This is a genomic window from Bernardetia sp. (genome assembly GCF_020630935.1).
GTDB lineage: Bacteria > Bacteroidota > Bacteroidia > Cytophagales > Bernardetiaceae > Bernardetia.
The window spans coordinates 14544-31567 of sequence record NZ_JAHDIG010000009.1; the positions used below are offsets into that span (position 1 = coordinate 14544).

A 17024-nucleotide genomic window follows, 5' to 3' on the forward strand; every position below is an offset into this window, starting at 1 on the left:
CAAATATTGTTTTGATTTTTTAATTAATTATAAAGCTAGAGTACTCAAGATTTTGCTTTTATTTTATAGCTCAACAATGGCAACATATCCAGCACTCTCCTAGAAAATATATTTTACATCATAATCCATTCTCTAGCCTCTTCTACATTATCAAAATATTGTGTTGTTATCTTTTGCCCTTCTTTTTCTTCCATCACTTGCTCTATGGAAAGCTGTGCCAAAAACTCGGAACTCATCACAACAGCTAACTTGTGAAAACCAACTTCTATAGCAGGAACAAAAACATTAATATTCATCCACTCTTGTGTATCTGGATTTACCACAAAACCTAAATCTTTTACATTTCCTACTACTTTTTGTGTTTTCTGTTCTAGCATAAACTTTAGAAGTTCTAAATGCTCATTTCTATACTCTTCATCAGTCATATCAACAGTTGCTTTTAGCCAAGTCAGCTCTAGTAGTTTTTGGTCGTCAAAGGCATCTATTTGTAGAAAGTTACTGTTATATACTTGCATAAAAATATGATATATGTGTAATAAAAAAATTGTGGTTATAGAATCATAGAGACTGACACTAAAGACCTATTATTTTGAGAAGTAGAAAAATTAATTACCGACTAAATATAAAAAAAATAATAAAGTTAAAAAAGCGATTTTCTATGATTTATAAGTAATAGCTGACTAAAATTTATTTTACCTAAAAAATCTATTTATGTAGCCTATAAAAAATGTACAAATAAAAAGCACCAAGTATGACAAACAATATTAACTTGGTGCTTTGTACTTAAAAAAACTCTAATGACTTAATCCTGTTAATCATTCTTAATTCTCTCTTTTCTATTGACAAGCTCCCAAGCTGTGGCAAAAACTAATCTACTTATTGCTTCCATTTTTCCAAAATGAATTTTATCTACCTCGTCAGTGTGTTGGTGATAGTCTTCATGAACTCCATTAAAATAAAAGATGACCGGAATGTCGTGTTTTGCAAAATTGTAATGGTCTGAACGATAATAAAAACGATTTGGGTCGTCTTTAGAATTGTAAGTATAATCTAACTTTACGTTTGGAGCATACATTTTAGCTGTTGCTTCACTAAGATTGTGTAATTCTGTTGAAAGCATTGTAGAACCAATAATATAAACATAATTTGGATTTCCTTCGTGAGCTTTATCCATTCTTCCAATCATATCAATATTGAGATTAGAGACTGTATTTTTGAGAGGGAAAACAGGGTTGTCAGAATAATAACTAGAGCCTAAAAGTCCTTTTTCCTCACCAGTAACGAGCATAAATAATATACTTCTGTGTGGTGCATTGCCCTCACTTTTTGCCTTAGCAAATGCCTCTGCAAGTTCTAAAATGGCTGTTGTTCCAGAGCCATCATCATCTGCTCCATTATGGATTTTTCCATCAATGATTCCGATATGGTCGTAGTGTGCTGTCAATACTATGAGTTCTTCTTTTTTGTCTGTTCCTTCTAAATATCCCAGTACATTTTCAGTTTCTACTTTTTCTATTTTAGTTTCAGAAAAAACATTAGCTTTGCCTTCCAAAATATTTTTCTTTTTATTCCATTTCTTAAATACTTTATTCCATTTTTTGTCGGTATAGCCTAAAAGATTTGGAAGTTTGTCAGTAGTAGAAAGAGCCATCAAAAAATCTGGAGTATCTTGCTTTTTTTCAGAAGGCAATTCCCATTTTGGATCTTTGAAGTAATGCCCATACATCTGGTCGAAGAGTGTATATTCTGACTTACCTGTTACGAAAATAACCCCCTTTGCTCCTTTTTCTTTAGCTAATTTGGCTTTAAATCTCATCTGTAAATAAATAGACTTTCTAGCTTCTTCGTCTGGAATAAGGCTTTCCTTGCCTTTTGGAATGCCTGTCATTACAACAGCAATTTTATTCTTTACATCAATATTTCGGTAGGATGAAAAACCATTTTCATTTTTATCTTCTAGTCCGTAACCAGCAAAGACAATATCATAATCTTCTTTATTTCTATCTTCTTTGAAAGAATTTACAACAATAATTTCATTTTTAGACAATTCAATTTTTCCTGTAAGTGTTTCTACTCTAAATTCAGTAAGACTCGTTTTGTTGATGATAAATTTCTGAAAATAAGAACCATTTACAGGAGCATCTAGCCCTAGTTTCTTGAAGTGATTAGCGATATATTCGGCTGCCATTTTTTGTCCTTTCTCTCCAGTTTCCCTTCCTTCGTATTCATCAGAAGCTAAAATGGAAAGATGTTTTTCCATATCCTTTTCATTGATATGTTGAACATATTTGAGCAAAAGGGAATCTTTTTGTTGTGCAAATACAGAGGAACAAAAAAGAAATAAAGACAAAACCAAAAGCGTGATTTTGTGTGTAGAAATTTTAAACATAATATGATAATTGAAAATTAATAATGAACAATGGATAATAAATTACTTTAAAGGTTATCACGGTTATTTACGTAGGTCAGACTTCCAGTCTGACGACAAAGACTAAAAAGACTTTATTTCAATCCAAAACCTATGTTTTGGATTTTACAGACCAGTCTGGAAGACTGGTGTACAAAATTTAACTGTGATAACATTTTTTAAATATGTAGGGCAATTTAAGTAATTATTACAAAATGAATTTTATATGATATAAGAACATGAGCTTACTTATCAAACCCTAAAAAAAACTATCTTTTTACAGAACTTACCCTTAATAATTATCAATTCTTAATTATTCCTTGTACATTTAATTTATGCAACGCCTAATAGATTACTTAGTAGTTTTTGCCATGAGCATGTTCAAATTTATTTTTGGATGTGTGGGTGGTGCTGTGCGTGGTTTTTCGTACTTCGAAACAGTTTTGATTACTGTTTTAGGAATGATGACTAGCGTAATTATCTTTACATTTTTTGGTATTTCGATACGAAATTGGTATTTCCGAAACTTTCGTAAGAAACGTAAAATATTTTCCAAGCGCAGCCGAAATATTGTAAAAATATGGCGAAAATATGGAATTGTGGGTGTAGCTTTCCTAACTCCTGTTATTTTTTCTCCCATTGTCGGAACAATCATTGCCGTCTCGTTTGGAGAAGATAAAAAACGTATTTTTTTTCACATGCTTTGGAGTGCCACAATTTGGGCAATGATACTTTCTTATATCACTACCCAATTTGACGTTAATTCTGTAAATGAATTGAAAAATTATTTTTTTAATTGATGGTTTATTTGTTAAAGGCGAGCCTTTAACCTATTTGTTCATTTTCAATTTTAGTGGTGTTACACAAAGTATGACGAGCATTTATATTTTGATATTGAATATGAATTATTGTTGGTGTCTCACTGATGACCAATATCCTCCATCATACTTTTTACAACACCACCTCAATTTTTAATTATTCATTGATTTCTCTTAGTTTCAAGATAAGGTCAGTTTTTAGGTTGTAAAGTCCTTTTTCTAGCCCAACAGGATATGAATGTGGGTTGGTAAAACGTTTGATGCTTCGGTGAAGCGTAGCAAGTTCTTCTTGTACTTTTGTTCGGATAGTTGCAAGTTCTGGTTTTTTATATACACGTTTTCCTTTCACAAAAATAGGTTTCAAAAGGTCTTTGTAGTCTCCTTCTTGGCTAGACATTTTCTTACGGCGTGTCATGTCCATTGGGTCAACGATAGTCCAATTTTCAGAAGTGGGTTTGTTTTCCTCATCATAAATAGCATCTCCAATACACTCTCCATCTGCATAAAAACGGCGTACTTGCTGTAACCCTGGTGTAGAAATTTTGATAGCTTGTTCGGATAATTTCACTTTGTAATCCCAAGCTGTATTTTCTTTATTTCTTAATGCAGAGAGTTTATAAACTCCCCCAAGTGCTGGTTGTTCGTAGGCAGTTACCATTTTCGTTCCTACTCCCCAAACATCAATCTTTGCATCTTGCTGTTTCAAACTATCAATGATATGCTCATCCAAATCGTTACTTGCCACAATTGCTGTATCTTCAAAACCAGCAGCATCTAAAAGCTCTCTAGCTCTCGTACTCAAATAGGCAAGGTCGCCAGAATCTAGGCGTATTCCAGCAAACTTATAACCCTTTTCTTTGAGTTTGTTTCCTACCTTGATAGCATTTTTTACTCCTTCAATGGTGTCATAGGTATCTACTAAAAACACACAATTATTAGGCAAACCTTCAGCGTAGGTTTCAAAGGCTTCAATTTCAGATTCGAAAGACATCACCCAACTATGAGCATGTGTTCCTTTCACAGGAATACCAAAAAGTTTTCCAGCCAAAACATTGGAAGTGCCTACACAACCACCGATATAGGCAGCACGACTAGCAGCCAATCCTCCATCTATTCCTTGTGCTCTTCGAAGTCCAAACTCCAATACATCTTGTCCTTTTGCAGCCAAACAAATACGTGCAGACTTTGTAGCAATAAGCGTTTGGAAGTTTACCATATTGAGAAGCAAGGTTTCCAAAATTTGGCATTGGATGAGTGAGCCTTTGATACGAATGAGTGGTTCTTGTGGAAAAACAACTGAACCTTCTTCTACGGCATCTACATCACAAGTAAATTCTAATTGTTGGAGATAGTCTAAAAATTTTGGGTCAAAAAGTGGCTCATCATCGTTTCCTTTGAGCGTAGAAAGATAGGCTACATCTTCGTCTGAAATATTGAAGTTTTCCAAAAAATCTATAACATAGCTCAATCCACATGCAACAGCAAAACCACCTTTGAAGGGATTGCGTCGGAAAAATAGATTAAAAACGGCTTCTCTGTCTGTCATTCCAGCTTTCCAATAGCCATGTGCCATTGTAAGTTGGTAGAGGTCGGTTAGTAAAGTAAGATTACTACTGTATAGGTTTCTAGTGATTTTCATAAAAGATAAATTGTAGTTGATTATAATGATATGCAATATAATAAAATTATCTTAGTGTACGAAAAACACTTAGCAAAGTTTCAGATTTATTTTTGTTAGCAAAATCTACACTTGAAACCCTACCACAATCACATCATCAATTTGTTTGTTATTTCCTTTCCAGTCGTCAAACTCTTGTGCAAGGAGCTGTCTTTGCCTTACCATAGGTTCTTTATGAATATCTAAAAGCAGTTGCTTGAACCTTTTAGTCATAAACTTACGATTTTGCTTTCCTCCAAACTGGTCGACATACCCATCAGAAAAAATGTAGAAAGTAGTAGGTTCATCAAAATTTACTTGATGTGAAGTATAAGCATTCTCTGCTTTTGTTTGGAAGCCTCCAACAGAATGTTTGTCTCCTTTTATCTCAAAAATAGTTTCGTTTTGGATGTAAAGAAGTGGACGCTTTGCACCTGCAAAAGTAACGTGTTTTTGTTCTAAATCTATTACACAGATGGAAATATCCATTCCGTCTTTATTCTCTGTGCTAGATTGGCGTAAAGCTCTACGAATTTGTCCGTGCAGACGGCTCAAAATAGAATCTGCCTTTGTTATGCCTTGCAAATTAACAATCTGATTGAGATAAGAGTCACCCAAAATAGACATAAATGCCCCTGGAACACCGTGTCCAGTACAGTCGGCAGCAGCTACAATAATTTGATTGTCTTTCTTAGCAAACCAATAAAAATCTCCAGAAACAATATCTCTAGGCTTGTAGAGAATGAAACAATTTGGAATATTCTTTTTAAAGGTTCTCAAATCTGGTAAAACAGCATCTTGAATACGTCTTGCATAATTTATACTAGAAGTGATGTCGTTGTTGCGCTTTTCCATCAAGCCTTTTTGCTCCATTAAGGAAGTATTTATGGCTTCTATCTCTTCTTTTTGTTGTTCTATTTCTACTGTTCTTTGCTTTACCTTTTTCTCTAAAAGTGTAGTTGTTTCTTTTTGTAGCTCTAAGTTTTCTGCGAGTGCATCTGACTTTTCTCTCTCTAGTCGATTGACTTGATAGCCAATTCCTAGCGCATAAAATACTAACTGAACCACTACTCCAGCTTGAAATAAATACGTAAATATATCAGATTCTACTTCTACACCATTCAAATAGAATAAATATGACATCGCATAAAAGAAACCTCCTATTAATAATCCACTTGTAGCAATAAGGTAATAACGAGCTGCTAGATATCCTTTTCGAAGTGTCATTACCCCAATCATAAATGCAAGGATAATAGAAATTAAAGCAATAGAGAGAATAATGAGCAGTGAATATCCACCAATGTTTACTTTGTCATTCCAGTCGGGCGTAGAAGAGAGTAAGTTATTGGAAATATAGGCAATAACAGCAATAGCTAATACGTAATTGATACCATTGATAATCTTGTTCCATTTTGGCAATAACTCTTTTACATTTAAAAAACTCTTTAAAAACAACAGCCCTCCACCAATCATAAATAAATGAGATATCACGATACAAGAACGTATAAGAAGGTGGGAAGTAGGGAATAGGAAATAAATATATCTGTAATAGTAAAAAACATTGAGTTGTATTCCTACAATCATCAAGACATAGTAGATATAGAGTTTGTCTCTAATAATAAAAAACAGAAGAAGATTATAGAACGCCATTACCCACAAAATCCCTTGAAAAATTCCTTGTGCATACGTAAACTCATCTGCTCCTTGTCTGACATTTGCAGCATCTTCTATAAAAGCATAAATAAATTTGGGATGGAAACGCTTTGCATTGGAGTGTATTCTAATATAAACAGTAACCTCTGATTCGGATGGCACATCAATATTAAAATAATTGCGCCATTGTTTTACAGGTTTATTTTCTGGGTCTACATCAGTTCCTGAACGTTCTATGCGAAAGGCTTCATCTTCTACTGGCTCATAAAAAATAATTTCTGACCACGTTTCAAACACAGAACCAACTTGCAAAGCTACATTTTCATCTCTTACTCCATTTCCCACCAGTTTTACACGTATCCAATAGTAAGCACCCACTTCCATATTGGCATAAGTAATATTATTTTTACTAAAAGTAATATTCGGATTATTGATAATATCCTCAATCGTAGCAGTTCCATTTGTTGTATCTTTCCAAATACCTAAACTTTCCTTAATACGAGTTTGCCCTTTTTTGGGAAGCTCTAATGGCAAAATATACTTAAACTTTAGATTTTGTTTTTCTGAAAGAAAGTAGTTGAATTTTTTTGTGTTTTTTTCTTTATAAAACTGTATGAGAGAGTCTAAGATAGCTAGTTGCTGGGTAGAATCTGATGAAGATAGTTTTGCTATATGATTCAACTTTTCAAACTCCGTCTCTAGTTTTTGAGCAGAGAATGCAAGAGAACTATCCAAAAGAAAAATGGTAGTGTCTTGTTGTCCGTTTGCAGTATTAGCATAAAATACGACAAAGAGGTTAATTAAAAAGTAAAATATATAGCCTCTCGGCATCATTGTAAAGGGATTAAAAAGGTTAAGCAGAAATAAATCTATATCATCAACGTAATTTTATATTTGTCTTGTAAGAATTTCAATTATGTATTTTTTATATTAAAATTCCTTTTTCAATTAATTTATCTAACATGCCCATAGAAATCAGTGTTCCAGCGATTTCTAACTTAGAATTAGGACTACAAAAAACTGCATCAGTCTCTGTTGAAATAGGGGAATATTTACCTACTACTAAGTTATTGTTATTATTGGTCTTGTCAAACAAATATAACTTTTTTGGCTCAAAAAAGTAAGTAATTATTTCGCAAAGTAGCTCAGAGGCAGGAAAAAAACGATGAGTGAACTTATCAAACAGAATATTCTTTGATTTGTCTTTCAGATTTTCAATGAGAGCAAATCTTTCCTCATTAAAGACATAACTCACGTTTTCCTTATTTGATAAAGACATTTTTCTATTGGTTTTGGAAATATCTTTTTGAATTTGTTTGAAAAATTTATTTACAAAAATCCATCCTTCCCACTCACCCATTAAAGAGGTATTTTTGCTATTTTTTATTACCTCACTTTCTAAAATAGCATATAGTTTTTGCATAGTTTGAGCAGAATACTCCTCTTTTGAGACGTTATTTTTTTGAGTATAAATACTTGGAAGAAATTCAAATTTTCTCTTTATCGTCTTAATACCTTTTGCATATATTCGGCTAGAAATAACAGGCACTATCGGCACGTCACAGAGATAAGACAAAAATGCTACACCTTGCCGAACCATTAAATCTTCACTCAAAAACTGAATGTTTGCTAAATTTTTACTTTGTTTGTTAGAGTTATTTGAACTAATATTTCCATCTGGATAAACAATCAGAGACTTTCCTTCTTTCAACATCTTGATAGCTTGCCAAATACCTTTTTTCTCTTCTACATTGATAAGGTGCATTTTTGATGTTACAGAAGTTTTTTCTTGTTTTCCTATTTGGATACACAAATTTTTATGTGCTTCTGAAAATATATTTGCTTTTCTCTGATGAAGCGTTTCATTAAGCAAAAAACCAAATTCTAAATCGTTGTAGGTAAATAGGGTAGGAAGTAAAGAATATGCACCTAAATGAAAACAACAAAATAAAAATGGTTTTCCGTTTCGTGTCTGTTCAAGAATGTTATCTTCATCAACTACTTCAAAATGGGGAGCAAAAAATGTAGGATTTTGCTCCTCAATATCTAAGAGTTGGAGATTGTGAAGCAGCTTTTGAAAAATAGACTTGTGTTCAGTATATGGAATCTGAGGCATCAAACGAAACAAACTAGCAGAAGTAGTCGCAAATAAATAGCTATTTTTTCGAAAAAACTCATTTTCTTCTTCCTTATTGTTAAAGGAAAACGACTGTTTTAGTTGTTCTATTTTTTTAGCAACCTCTGACATATATTGTAAAATTATGAAAATATATACTCCACTAAAAAAGCATAGCCTTTAGAATAAAAACCATGCTATCAAGATACAAAATATTCTTTGATAAGAAAAAAACCTCACTACTAAATATTAGAATAATCCTAAAAAATTACTCTACACGCTCAATTTTTCCAGAGCCCGAAACGTTTGATGTCATATTTCCATTTCCCTTTACATAGATAGTTCCACTTCCACTTAATTGAGCATTTATTTCTGCATCTGAGTTGGTAGAGGTTGCATTTGGGTCGTTGGCAGTTAGTTCAATATTTCCAGAGCCAATCAATTCGGCTGTACTTATCAAGACAGGTAAGTCAAAGGCTTTAATATTTCCAGAACCACTGACATTGAGCGTATTTTCTGTTGCTTCTCCCCTCAAAGTAATATTTCCAGAACCATCAAGTGCCGTATTTATAATAGTTGAGTTGTCAAACTCTAATTCTATGTTTCCAGAGCCTTTTAGAGTAACAAGACATCTTGTAGAAGCTATAATGGGAAAATTAGGAGTGGTAGAAATATTTCCAGAGCCTTCTAAAACTATTTCTATTTCAGACTTACGAACAGTATCTTGCAGAACAATGTCTCCAGAACCAGTCAAAACTATTTGAGAAAGTGCAGGCGTTCGAACAGTAATTACTACTTCTTCATTCGTATTATAACACTCGTCTGTATCGATGATAAGGCTTTGTCCAACAAGGTTGGTTTGTATAAGATTTATAATACTTTCTTGTGCAGAAACAGTAACCTCTTGTGTTGTGATACTAGCATCTTGAAAAAGATGAACCGTAAAACTTCCCTTAGATTCTATAGCTGAAAAGCCTGTGATATTTCTTTGTTCACTTATTACTTGCCCAGTTCCATCTTTACAAACTGTATCTACAATACTACATGAAGAAAGCGACAAAAACAGGAAGATGAAAGGCAGAAGATATATTTTAAATTGATGCTTCATTTTAATTTTGATAAGTATTTTGTTGTTGAACTTGTTTAAGAATAAAAAAAACTGTGTTATGTGTGCCACAGAACACGAATAATAGTTTTATTTTGTCTTTAAGACGTAAAATTATTTTATACACCCTAGTTCAATCCTTGTAATAACACTTTTTTATAATTTGTTAAGATTGAAAAAACTCTCCCCAAAATAGTTTTTGAAGAGAGTTTGATAATAGTAGAAGAACGAATTTAGTTATTGTAAAACGTGAATCCAACCTCTACAAGTATCTCCGTCTGGAGAAGTCAAGTAATAATAATACATAGCAGGCTTTGCATCGCTTCCCCAATCGTTGTTGTAATCATCTGAAGTAAAGACTTCTTGTCCCCATCGATTATAAATTTGAAGTTTCCATCCTGCATTGGCTTTGTCCAAAACAAAAGTTTCATTAATACCGTCTCCGTTTGGCGTGATTACATTTGGAGGCAATACGTTATCAACTGTGATGGTAGCTGTCTGTTCTTCATCACAAATTCCATTAGAACCCTTTAATTTAATAGTATAAGTTCCTGCTTCTGTATAAGTATATTCTGTTGGATTGGTAACTCTAAGCGAATCGCCATTTCCTAAATCCCATACCCAATTTCCATCTCCTGTATTTTGGCTATTGAACAAGATAGTAGCTGGTGCGCCACATTCAGGCGAGTGTTGAATATCAAAATCAATCACTAATTTGTCTACTACTGTAACCGTAACGGTACTATCTGTGAAACATCCTCCATCAAGATTTGAAATTCTGACGTTGTAAATTGTCGTTTCTGTTGGTGAAGCTATCGGATTTCTAATAGTTGGGTCGCTTAATCCTGTTGTTGGTGTCCATTCAAAATTATCTCCACCCACTACATTTAATTCTGCACTTTGCCCTCTACAAATTGTCGGACTCTCTGGCATTCTTATCGTTGAAATAAAAATATTATTATCATCAATAATCGAATTAGCATCATTGCTTACTGAATCTTGACAAAGTGAATTTTCAACTCTAAGCGTGATTGTATAAACACCTTCGCTATCGTACTGAAATGAAGGTGGATTTTGTGCTGTTGAAGTTCTACCATCTCCAAAATCCCAAAAATAAGATGTTGCTCCTACTGTATTATTTGTAATCTCCACAATAGGTAGTTTATCACATCTATCTAAAATAGTAACATCAAAATCTGGCTTGAGTTCTGGCAATACAGTAATGGTTACTTCTTCTTCCTTCACACATCCGTTTTGTGTAGTAATACTGACAGTATAGGTGGTTGTTTCTGTAGGTGAAGCTATTGGATTTGAAATGGTAGGGTCGCTTAGTCCTTCTGCTGGAGACCAACTGAAAGCTACACCTTCTCTAGCTTCTAACTGAACAGATTGTCCCAAACAAATAGAGTTATCTGGCGACACAAAGAATGAATTAGTAAAGAAATCAAATTCTTTTGTAAGAGAATCAGAACAGCCTACATTTCCTAAAACTAACTTTATTCTATATGTTCCTGTAGAATCATAAAGCAAGTTAGTTGGATTTGGAGAGGTGGAAGTTTGTCCATTACCAAAATCCCAAAAATAGGATGTCGCTCCTACTGTATTATTGACAATGCTTACTGTCGGAAACTCCTCACAAATATTAGACTGTACAATGTCGAAGTCTGGAATAATTTCTTCTCCTACTGACACTGTAATTTGTCTTTCCTCCTCACAGCTATTTCTACCTACTACTTTTACAGTATAAGTTGTTGTTTCTGATGGTGAGGCGATAGGATTTCCAATAGTAGGGTCGCTGAGTCCTGTGGTTGGTGTCCACTCATAAGATGTTCCTCCCGTTACATTGAGCTGAACAGACTGTCCAAAACAGAGCGTTGTATCTCCACTAAATGTAAAAATATCTGGATTGATAACTACCTCTTGGGTTACAGAATCTCTATCATCACAAATATCATTTATGGCTACCAATTTTATAGTATATGTTCCTGGTGCATAACTTTGTGGAGCTGGGTTAGTCTGTGTTGAAGTTTCACCATTTCCAAAATCCCAAAAATAAGATGTTCCATTTTCAGTTGTGTTGATAAAACTAATAATTGGATTGGCAGAACAAGGGTCTCCAACATTGAAGGTAAAACTTGGCAAGAGTTCTGGTAAAACAGTAACTGTTGTGGTAAGCTCTTCTCGGCAGCCTCCTGCATTTTGTGTAAGTAATGTATAAGTAGTTGTTTCTTCTGGCGTAGCTATCGGGTTCGGACTTCTTGGGTCGCTGAGTCCTGTGGTTGGCGACCAAAGATAATCTGTCCCTCCACTTGCTTGAAGTTGTGCAGATTGCCCTTTACATATCGTTGTACTTGGAGAAATTGCAAAGTCGGCAGGAGCAACTCTAATAGTAAGGAAAGCACTATCTTCTTTTATACAAAGGAACGGATTTCTAGCAGTGAGCTTTACTCTGTAGGTTCCAGCTTCTGTAAATGTAAAAGTATCATCAGTTTGTGTTGAAGTTCCCAAACCTCCAAAATCCCACTCATAGGTAATACCTTCTACACTTTGATTTACAAAATTGACAGTAAGTGGAACACAACCACTAATGTCATCTGCTGTGGTAAAGGCTGCGTCCAACACGCCCAACTCTATCTTAAAAGCTGCATTGTTACAATTAGAAGAATTATTAGTATTGGAATATGCTCCTGCTGTAGTAAAAAAGCCACTTCCTGTACAAGCACATACAGCTTGGTAGATAGTTCCTGTTTTTTTGTCAAAACGACTTGTTCCTCCATCTACATGTTCTCTGATGTAGTTTGTTCCTCCAAAATAACTACCATACACCAAATCAGTAGCATCTTCGCTCAATATCATTGTATAGAAATCATTTCCTCCAGAATCAGTAATAGGTTGGATGGCATTGGAAGTAATTGGAAGTCCTGTTACATTTATACCTGTGAGATAAGTAGATGGTCCTCCACCCGAATAAATATTTGAGCTTCCCCACCCAGCAAGGTAAATATTTCCACAGTCGTTTATCATAAAAGCTGTTGGAGTAATATTTGGTTGAAAGCTACTTCCTCCAATGGTTGTTGCCATCAAGATATTATTCAGATTTGGAGAAATTTTACGTATAAACAATCCCCCTCTATTATTGAAATAAACTCCTTGCGTTACAGGCTGTGAACCTCTTGTTTGTCCGAATACAAAAACATTGTCATCTAAATCTACATCTACATAGTAGGCTTGATCGAAGGCAGCCGTACCCAAGTAGCTTGCACCCTGCCACGCAAAGTTAGGTGCATAACGAACAATAAATCCATCAATTTCTCCAGCATAACCCGATTGCATTGTTCCTCCATGAGTAATCAAATCACTACTTGTCGTTCCTCCCACTACATAAATATTTCCAGTAGAAGAAACTTGAATACCGAAGGCTGCATCTAAATTGTTACCTCCTACATACGTACTCCAAAGCAGTGAACCAAGATTTGAGTTCAACTTTGCCACTACTCCTTCTTGCCCTCCTTGAAAAGTAGTACGGTGTGCCGAAACCATTGGAAAATCGTTAGAGTTAGAAGTACTGGCAATATATATGTTGTCTCTACTGTCTAAAATAACCTCGTTACGCACTTCATCTCCATAATTTTTTAAGAGTTGATTATCAACAGCTCCAGTTCCTCTTCCTATACGCACTGTATTAAGTCCATCGTTTCCACTACCTCCAAGATAGGTTGCACCTGTTAAGGTACTTCCATTAGTTGTAAGCTTAGCAAGAAAAATATCAGAGCCATTCGGAAACTCATACGCTCCTAATATACTAACATTTGAACCTCCATTAAAAGAATTATCGTACGCATTAGGAGATATAGGAAAATTACTTGACCCTGTAATACCTAAAATTACAAGCTCGTTGGCAGAATTTACTATCATACTAGAAGGAACATCTGTTTGTCTTCCTCCTAAAAAAGTAGCATAAAAAAGTCCTGTACCTTGTGCATTAAACTTTAAAATAGAAACATCTACCAACCCATTAAAATCTATATCAAACGCTCCTGCTGTAATAGGAAAACCTGCACCAAAAACAGTTCCTCCAGAGTATAGATTTCCAGCATCATCGTAAGTAGCTGTGTTGCCCCAGTTATCTGAATTAGCACCAGAAAAGGTAGAAAAAATAAGTACGGGGTCTATAATAAGTTCATAATTTTTATTGTAGCCTTTTGGAAATTCGAAGGTAACCTGTGGTACTTTTCCCTTTCCTTTCTTTTGTTTTAAGACAAATTTTGAAGGAACTTCCACTTTTTTTCCATCAATAATTTGATAACAATACGGAGCTTGCTCCATAATTTCATTGACAGAAGTTTTGATAATCAGACGACCGTTTTCTAAACTCACACTTTCTGCGTGTTTATAATTCATTTTTATTTGAGAAGCATCAGCACTAGCAGCGACAATAAAATCGTATTTCAATTGCTCTTCTTGTAGGTATAGATGCAAATTTATATTTGGATATAATTCTTGATAGGTCAGTTCTGCATATCCGTTTGCATTACTTGCCCACTTATTAGGGTCGTTGTCTAAGAAGTAATTAAACTCTGTTTGGTGTTTTTGGGCAGGTAAAATAGTTGGAGAAAGATTAGCATTCTCAAACTCTACTTCAAACGAGTGTGCTTTTATTTTTCCTACGTGGTCTTTATGTTCGGTTTGGTGGTGTCCGTGTCCATGTTTCAATGCACTTTCATCATAAAATGAATACTGCAACGAGTTTTGGCGAATAAATAAAAACCCAGCTGGAATAGAAGCTCTATACTTTACTACCTTGTCCCACTGATTTTTATTTTCTATGAATGTAAGAGGAGTTTTTGCATTAGGTGGCTTTACAACCGACTGTTCATCGTGATTATGGGCTTGTAAAGAAGCCTGTTCAACAAGAGGAGTTGAGAAATTATCTTGCCCAAAAATCTTTTGAGAGGTCAGAAGCAGCAATACAGGCAAAATAAAGAGAAAAAGATTATTTTTCATTGGTTCAAAGTAATTGAAAGACTTTTTACTCAAAAGTCAAGTAAAAATACTATTTTTTATAAAAATTGTTAAATACCTTATTTTTCGTATATCATTTTAAAAAATAACCATTTAATCAATCTTTTGTAGTGAGTTATATTTTCATAGAACTTGTTTAAGAATGGTTTTCTAGCGCAAGATTCCATCTTGTGCTTACCGTTTCGTCAGCATATGCTGACAAAAAAGTGCGTCCAAGCAGAATGCTTGAACGAGAAATAATAAATAAAATTTACTCTACACTTCATTCAAGCTACTTTTTTCCATTCTTAAACAACTTCATACATAGAAGTCCAATAAAACATTACTTCTTATTAAAATAAATAAACTTCAATACACTTTCAAGCGAATCAAATTTTATAAAATCTATAAAATGTAAAAGGACTAGATAGCAAATATAATCAATTTCTGTTATGGTTTCTACTCTCAAAATACGTAGAGAATGGTATAATTTTCTCAAAAATAGCTACCTTTAGTCTTTGTTTTTTCTTTGGATAAGTCAATCCTTATCTCTACCTAAATTCATTTAGAAACAACTATGTCTCTTACTATTCATAAAATCTTCCTTTTTTTCCTCATTATAGGTTTGGTATCTTGTAATAATACATCTACTACTGAAACTACTACCTCAACGGAAACAAATAAAGTACAAGATAAGCCTCTTCTTCCTACTCCTTCCTTTAATCAAGACTCAGCCTATCACTACATCGAAGAACAAGTCGCTTTTGGTGCACGTTACCCAAACAGTGAAGCACACCAAAAGACAGGAGATTATATTATCAATAAACTAAAGAGTTTTGACAAAATCAGTGTACAAGTTCAAAACTTTACAGCAGCTTCTTTTGATGGCAAAATGCTCTCTGGAAGAAATATTATTGCGTCTTTCAATCCAGAAATAAAAAGACGTGTTTTGTTGGCTGCTCACTGGGACACACGTCCGTTTGCAGACCAAGATGAAGAGCGCACAGATGAGCCTATTTTGGGAGCAAACGATGGAGGAAGTGGAACAGGCATTTTGTTAGAAATTGCTCGCACATTATCCGTTTCACAAGAACAACCACAAGTAGGAATTGATATGATTTTCTTTGACTTGGAAGATTATGGAGATAATAATACTCCAAATTCATACTGTTTGGGTTCACAACATTGGGGGAAAAATAAGATGCCAGCCAACTATTCAGCTTACTACGGAATTTTGTTGGATATGGCAGGAGCAAAAAACGCTCAATTTGCTCAAGAAGGCTATTCTCTACAAACTGCACCAGCTATTGTATCAAAGGTTTGGAAGATGGCTCACAAAATTGGACATGGTGCATATTTTCCATTTAAGGAAGCTCCAGCCATTACAGACGACCACGTTTATGTAAACCAACTCACAAATATTCCAATGATTGACATTATCGAATATTCAACAGAAGGAAAAGGCTATTTTGGAAAATATTGGCATACACACGACGACAATATGGATATTATTGGAAAAGAAACCCTAAAAGCTGTCGGACAAACAGTAACACACGTAATTTACAATGAAGAGTATCAAGGACAGTAGTTTCCTTTTTAGAATATAATCTTATGCAAAAAATACTGTCAGTCTCATATTCTATTGTACTCTAATTGTCTTCTTTTCATCACCAAAGTCATAGAAAACAAAGCTAGAGTATTGTTGTATTTTAGATAATAGTTTTCCTACATTAGATTCTTTGTAGGGTGACCATTTTTCACCTATTACAACTTGATTTTCTATATTGGCAATAAAGTAATAGTTTGTTCCATCAAGTCCCATAGTGGTTCTGTCAGTGTCTTTTGCTTCTTTTACTGCCTTAGTAATGCTACTAATGAGATAGTTCAGTGATGCTACATCGATGTTTTCTCCAGCTCTCTTTACTATGTCTGTTTTGCATGTTTTGGGGTTTAGATTATCAGCTATGCTTGTTTTGGTAATTCCATCTTTATCAATTTTTAGATAAAAATAATATTCAAATGATGGCATAACAAACAGTGCTACTTCATTATTGCTTGGTAAAGCTACGTTCATGCGATGAATTATTTTCCAAACGTATTTGCTTTTACAAACTGTTAGGCAAGCACTATCAGCAATAGCATCTTTATAGTCCTTGTAGGATACTTTCATCAATTCTTCATTATAAGATTCACTATGCTCTTCAACTCTTTTTTTGTAATACTCTCTATACTGTTCTAAATCCATAATTTATAGTATTTTGATAAAG

At 34.2% G+C, this 17024-nt stretch carries 10 protein-coding genes; 2 read left to right on the plus strand and 8 right to left on the minus strand.

What is annotated here, in order from left to right; translation table 11 throughout:
- Positions 1-113 precede the first annotated feature (113 nt).
- The gene (locus QZ659_RS04220) at positions 114-515 is read right to left on the minus strand and encodes an STAS/SEC14 domain-containing protein (RefSeq protein ID WP_291722312.1); all 402 of its coding nucleotides are present in this window, start codon (positions 513-515) and stop codon (positions 114-116) included.
- Between the two features lie 296 nt (positions 516-811).
- Complete coding sequence (locus QZ659_RS04225; RefSeq protein ID WP_291722316.1) at positions 812-2389, minus strand: M28 family peptidase; 1578 nt, start codon at positions 2387-2389, stop codon at positions 812-814.
- 353 nt (positions 2390-2742) lie between these two features.
- On the opposite strand from QZ659_RS04225, the gene QZ659_RS04230 reads away from it, so the two are divergent.
- The gene (locus QZ659_RS04230) at positions 2743-3207 is read left to right on the plus strand and encodes a hypothetical protein (RefSeq protein WP_291722319.1); all 465 of its coding nucleotides are present in this window, start codon (positions 2743-2745) and stop codon (positions 3205-3207) included.
- A gap of 175 nt (positions 3208-3382) precedes the next feature.
- Here QZ659_RS04230 and QZ659_RS04235 read toward each other — a convergent pair whose 3' ends face one another.
- From QZ659_RS04235 to QZ659_RS04255, 5 genes are all read right to left on the minus strand, one after another.
- Complete coding sequence (locus tag QZ659_RS04235) at positions 3383-4864, minus strand: nicotinate phosphoribosyltransferase (protein WP_291722322.1); 1482 nt, start codon at positions 4862-4864, stop codon at positions 3383-3385.
- Between the two features lie 105 nt (positions 4865-4969).
- Positions 4970-7369, minus strand: a complete 2400-nt coding sequence (locus QZ659_RS04240) for a 7TM diverse intracellular signaling domain-containing protein (protein WP_291722325.1) — start codon at positions 7367-7369, stop codon at positions 4970-4972.
- A 91-nt stretch (positions 7370-7460) separates the two neighbouring features.
- Positions 7461-8783, minus strand: coding sequence for a hypothetical protein (locus QZ659_RS04245; protein WP_291722328.1), 1323 nt, complete (start codon positions 8781-8783; stop codon positions 7461-7463).
- A 136-nt stretch (positions 8784-8919) separates the two neighbouring features.
- The gene (locus tag QZ659_RS04250) at positions 8920-9759 is read right to left on the minus strand and encodes a head GIN domain-containing protein (protein WP_291722331.1); all 840 of its coding nucleotides are present in this window, start codon (positions 9757-9759) and stop codon (positions 8920-8922) included.
- Between the two features lie 234 nt (positions 9760-9993).
- Entirely contained in the window at positions 9994-14760 is a 4767-nt protein-coding gene (locus tag QZ659_RS04255) for a PKD domain-containing protein (RefSeq protein ID WP_291722334.1), read from the minus strand.
- 574 nt (positions 14761-15334) lie between these two features.
- Here QZ659_RS04255 and QZ659_RS04260 point away from each other — a divergent pair.
- Complete coding sequence (locus QZ659_RS04260; protein ID WP_291722337.1) at positions 15335-16345, plus strand: M28 family peptidase; 1011 nt, start codon at positions 15335-15337, stop codon at positions 16343-16345.
- A gap of 51 nt (positions 16346-16396) precedes the next feature.
- On the opposite strand, the gene QZ659_RS04265 is transcribed toward QZ659_RS04260, so the two are convergent.
- The gene (locus tag QZ659_RS04265) at positions 16397-17002 is read right to left on the minus strand and encodes a hypothetical protein (protein ID WP_291722340.1); all 606 of its coding nucleotides are present in this window, start codon (positions 17000-17002) and stop codon (positions 16397-16399) included.
- Positions 17003-17024 lie beyond the last annotated feature (22 nt).

Coding starts and splice junctions, on each gene's coding strand:
- QZ659_RS04230 (WP_291722319.1), top strand. CDS start 2,743: ATGCAACGCCTAATAGATTACTTAGTAGTTTTTGCCATGAGCATGTTC.
- QZ659_RS04255 (WP_291722334.1), bottom strand. CDS start 14,760: ATGAAAAATAATCTTTTTCTCTTTATTTTGCCTGTATTGCTGCTTCTG.
- QZ659_RS04240 (WP_291722325.1), bottom strand. CDS start 7,369: ATGATGCCGAGAGGCTATATATTTTACTTTTTAATTAACCTCTTTGTC.
- QZ659_RS04265 (WP_291722340.1), bottom strand. CDS start 17,002: ATGGATTTAGAACAGTATAGAGAGTATTACAAAAAAAGAGTTGAAGAG.
- QZ659_RS04245 (WP_291722328.1), bottom strand. CDS start 8,783: ATGTCAGAGGTTGCTAAAAAAATAGAACAACTAAAACAGTCGTTTTCC.
- QZ659_RS04235 (WP_291722322.1), bottom strand. CDS start 4,864: ATGAAAATCACTAGAAACCTATACAGTAGTAATCTTACTTTACTAACC.
- QZ659_RS04220 (WP_291722312.1), bottom strand. CDS start 515: ATGCAAGTATATAACAGTAACTTTCTACAAATAGATGCCTTTGACGAC.
- QZ659_RS04250 (WP_291722331.1), bottom strand. CDS start 9,759: ATGAAGCATCAATTTAAAATATATCTTCTGCCTTTCATCTTCCTGTTT.
- QZ659_RS04260 (WP_291722337.1), top strand. CDS start 15,335: ATGTCTCTTACTATTCATAAAATCTTCCTTTTTTTCCTCATTATAGGT.
- QZ659_RS04225 (WP_291722316.1), bottom strand. CDS start 2,389: ATGTTTAAAATTTCTACACACAAAATCACGCTTTTGGTTTTGTCTTTA.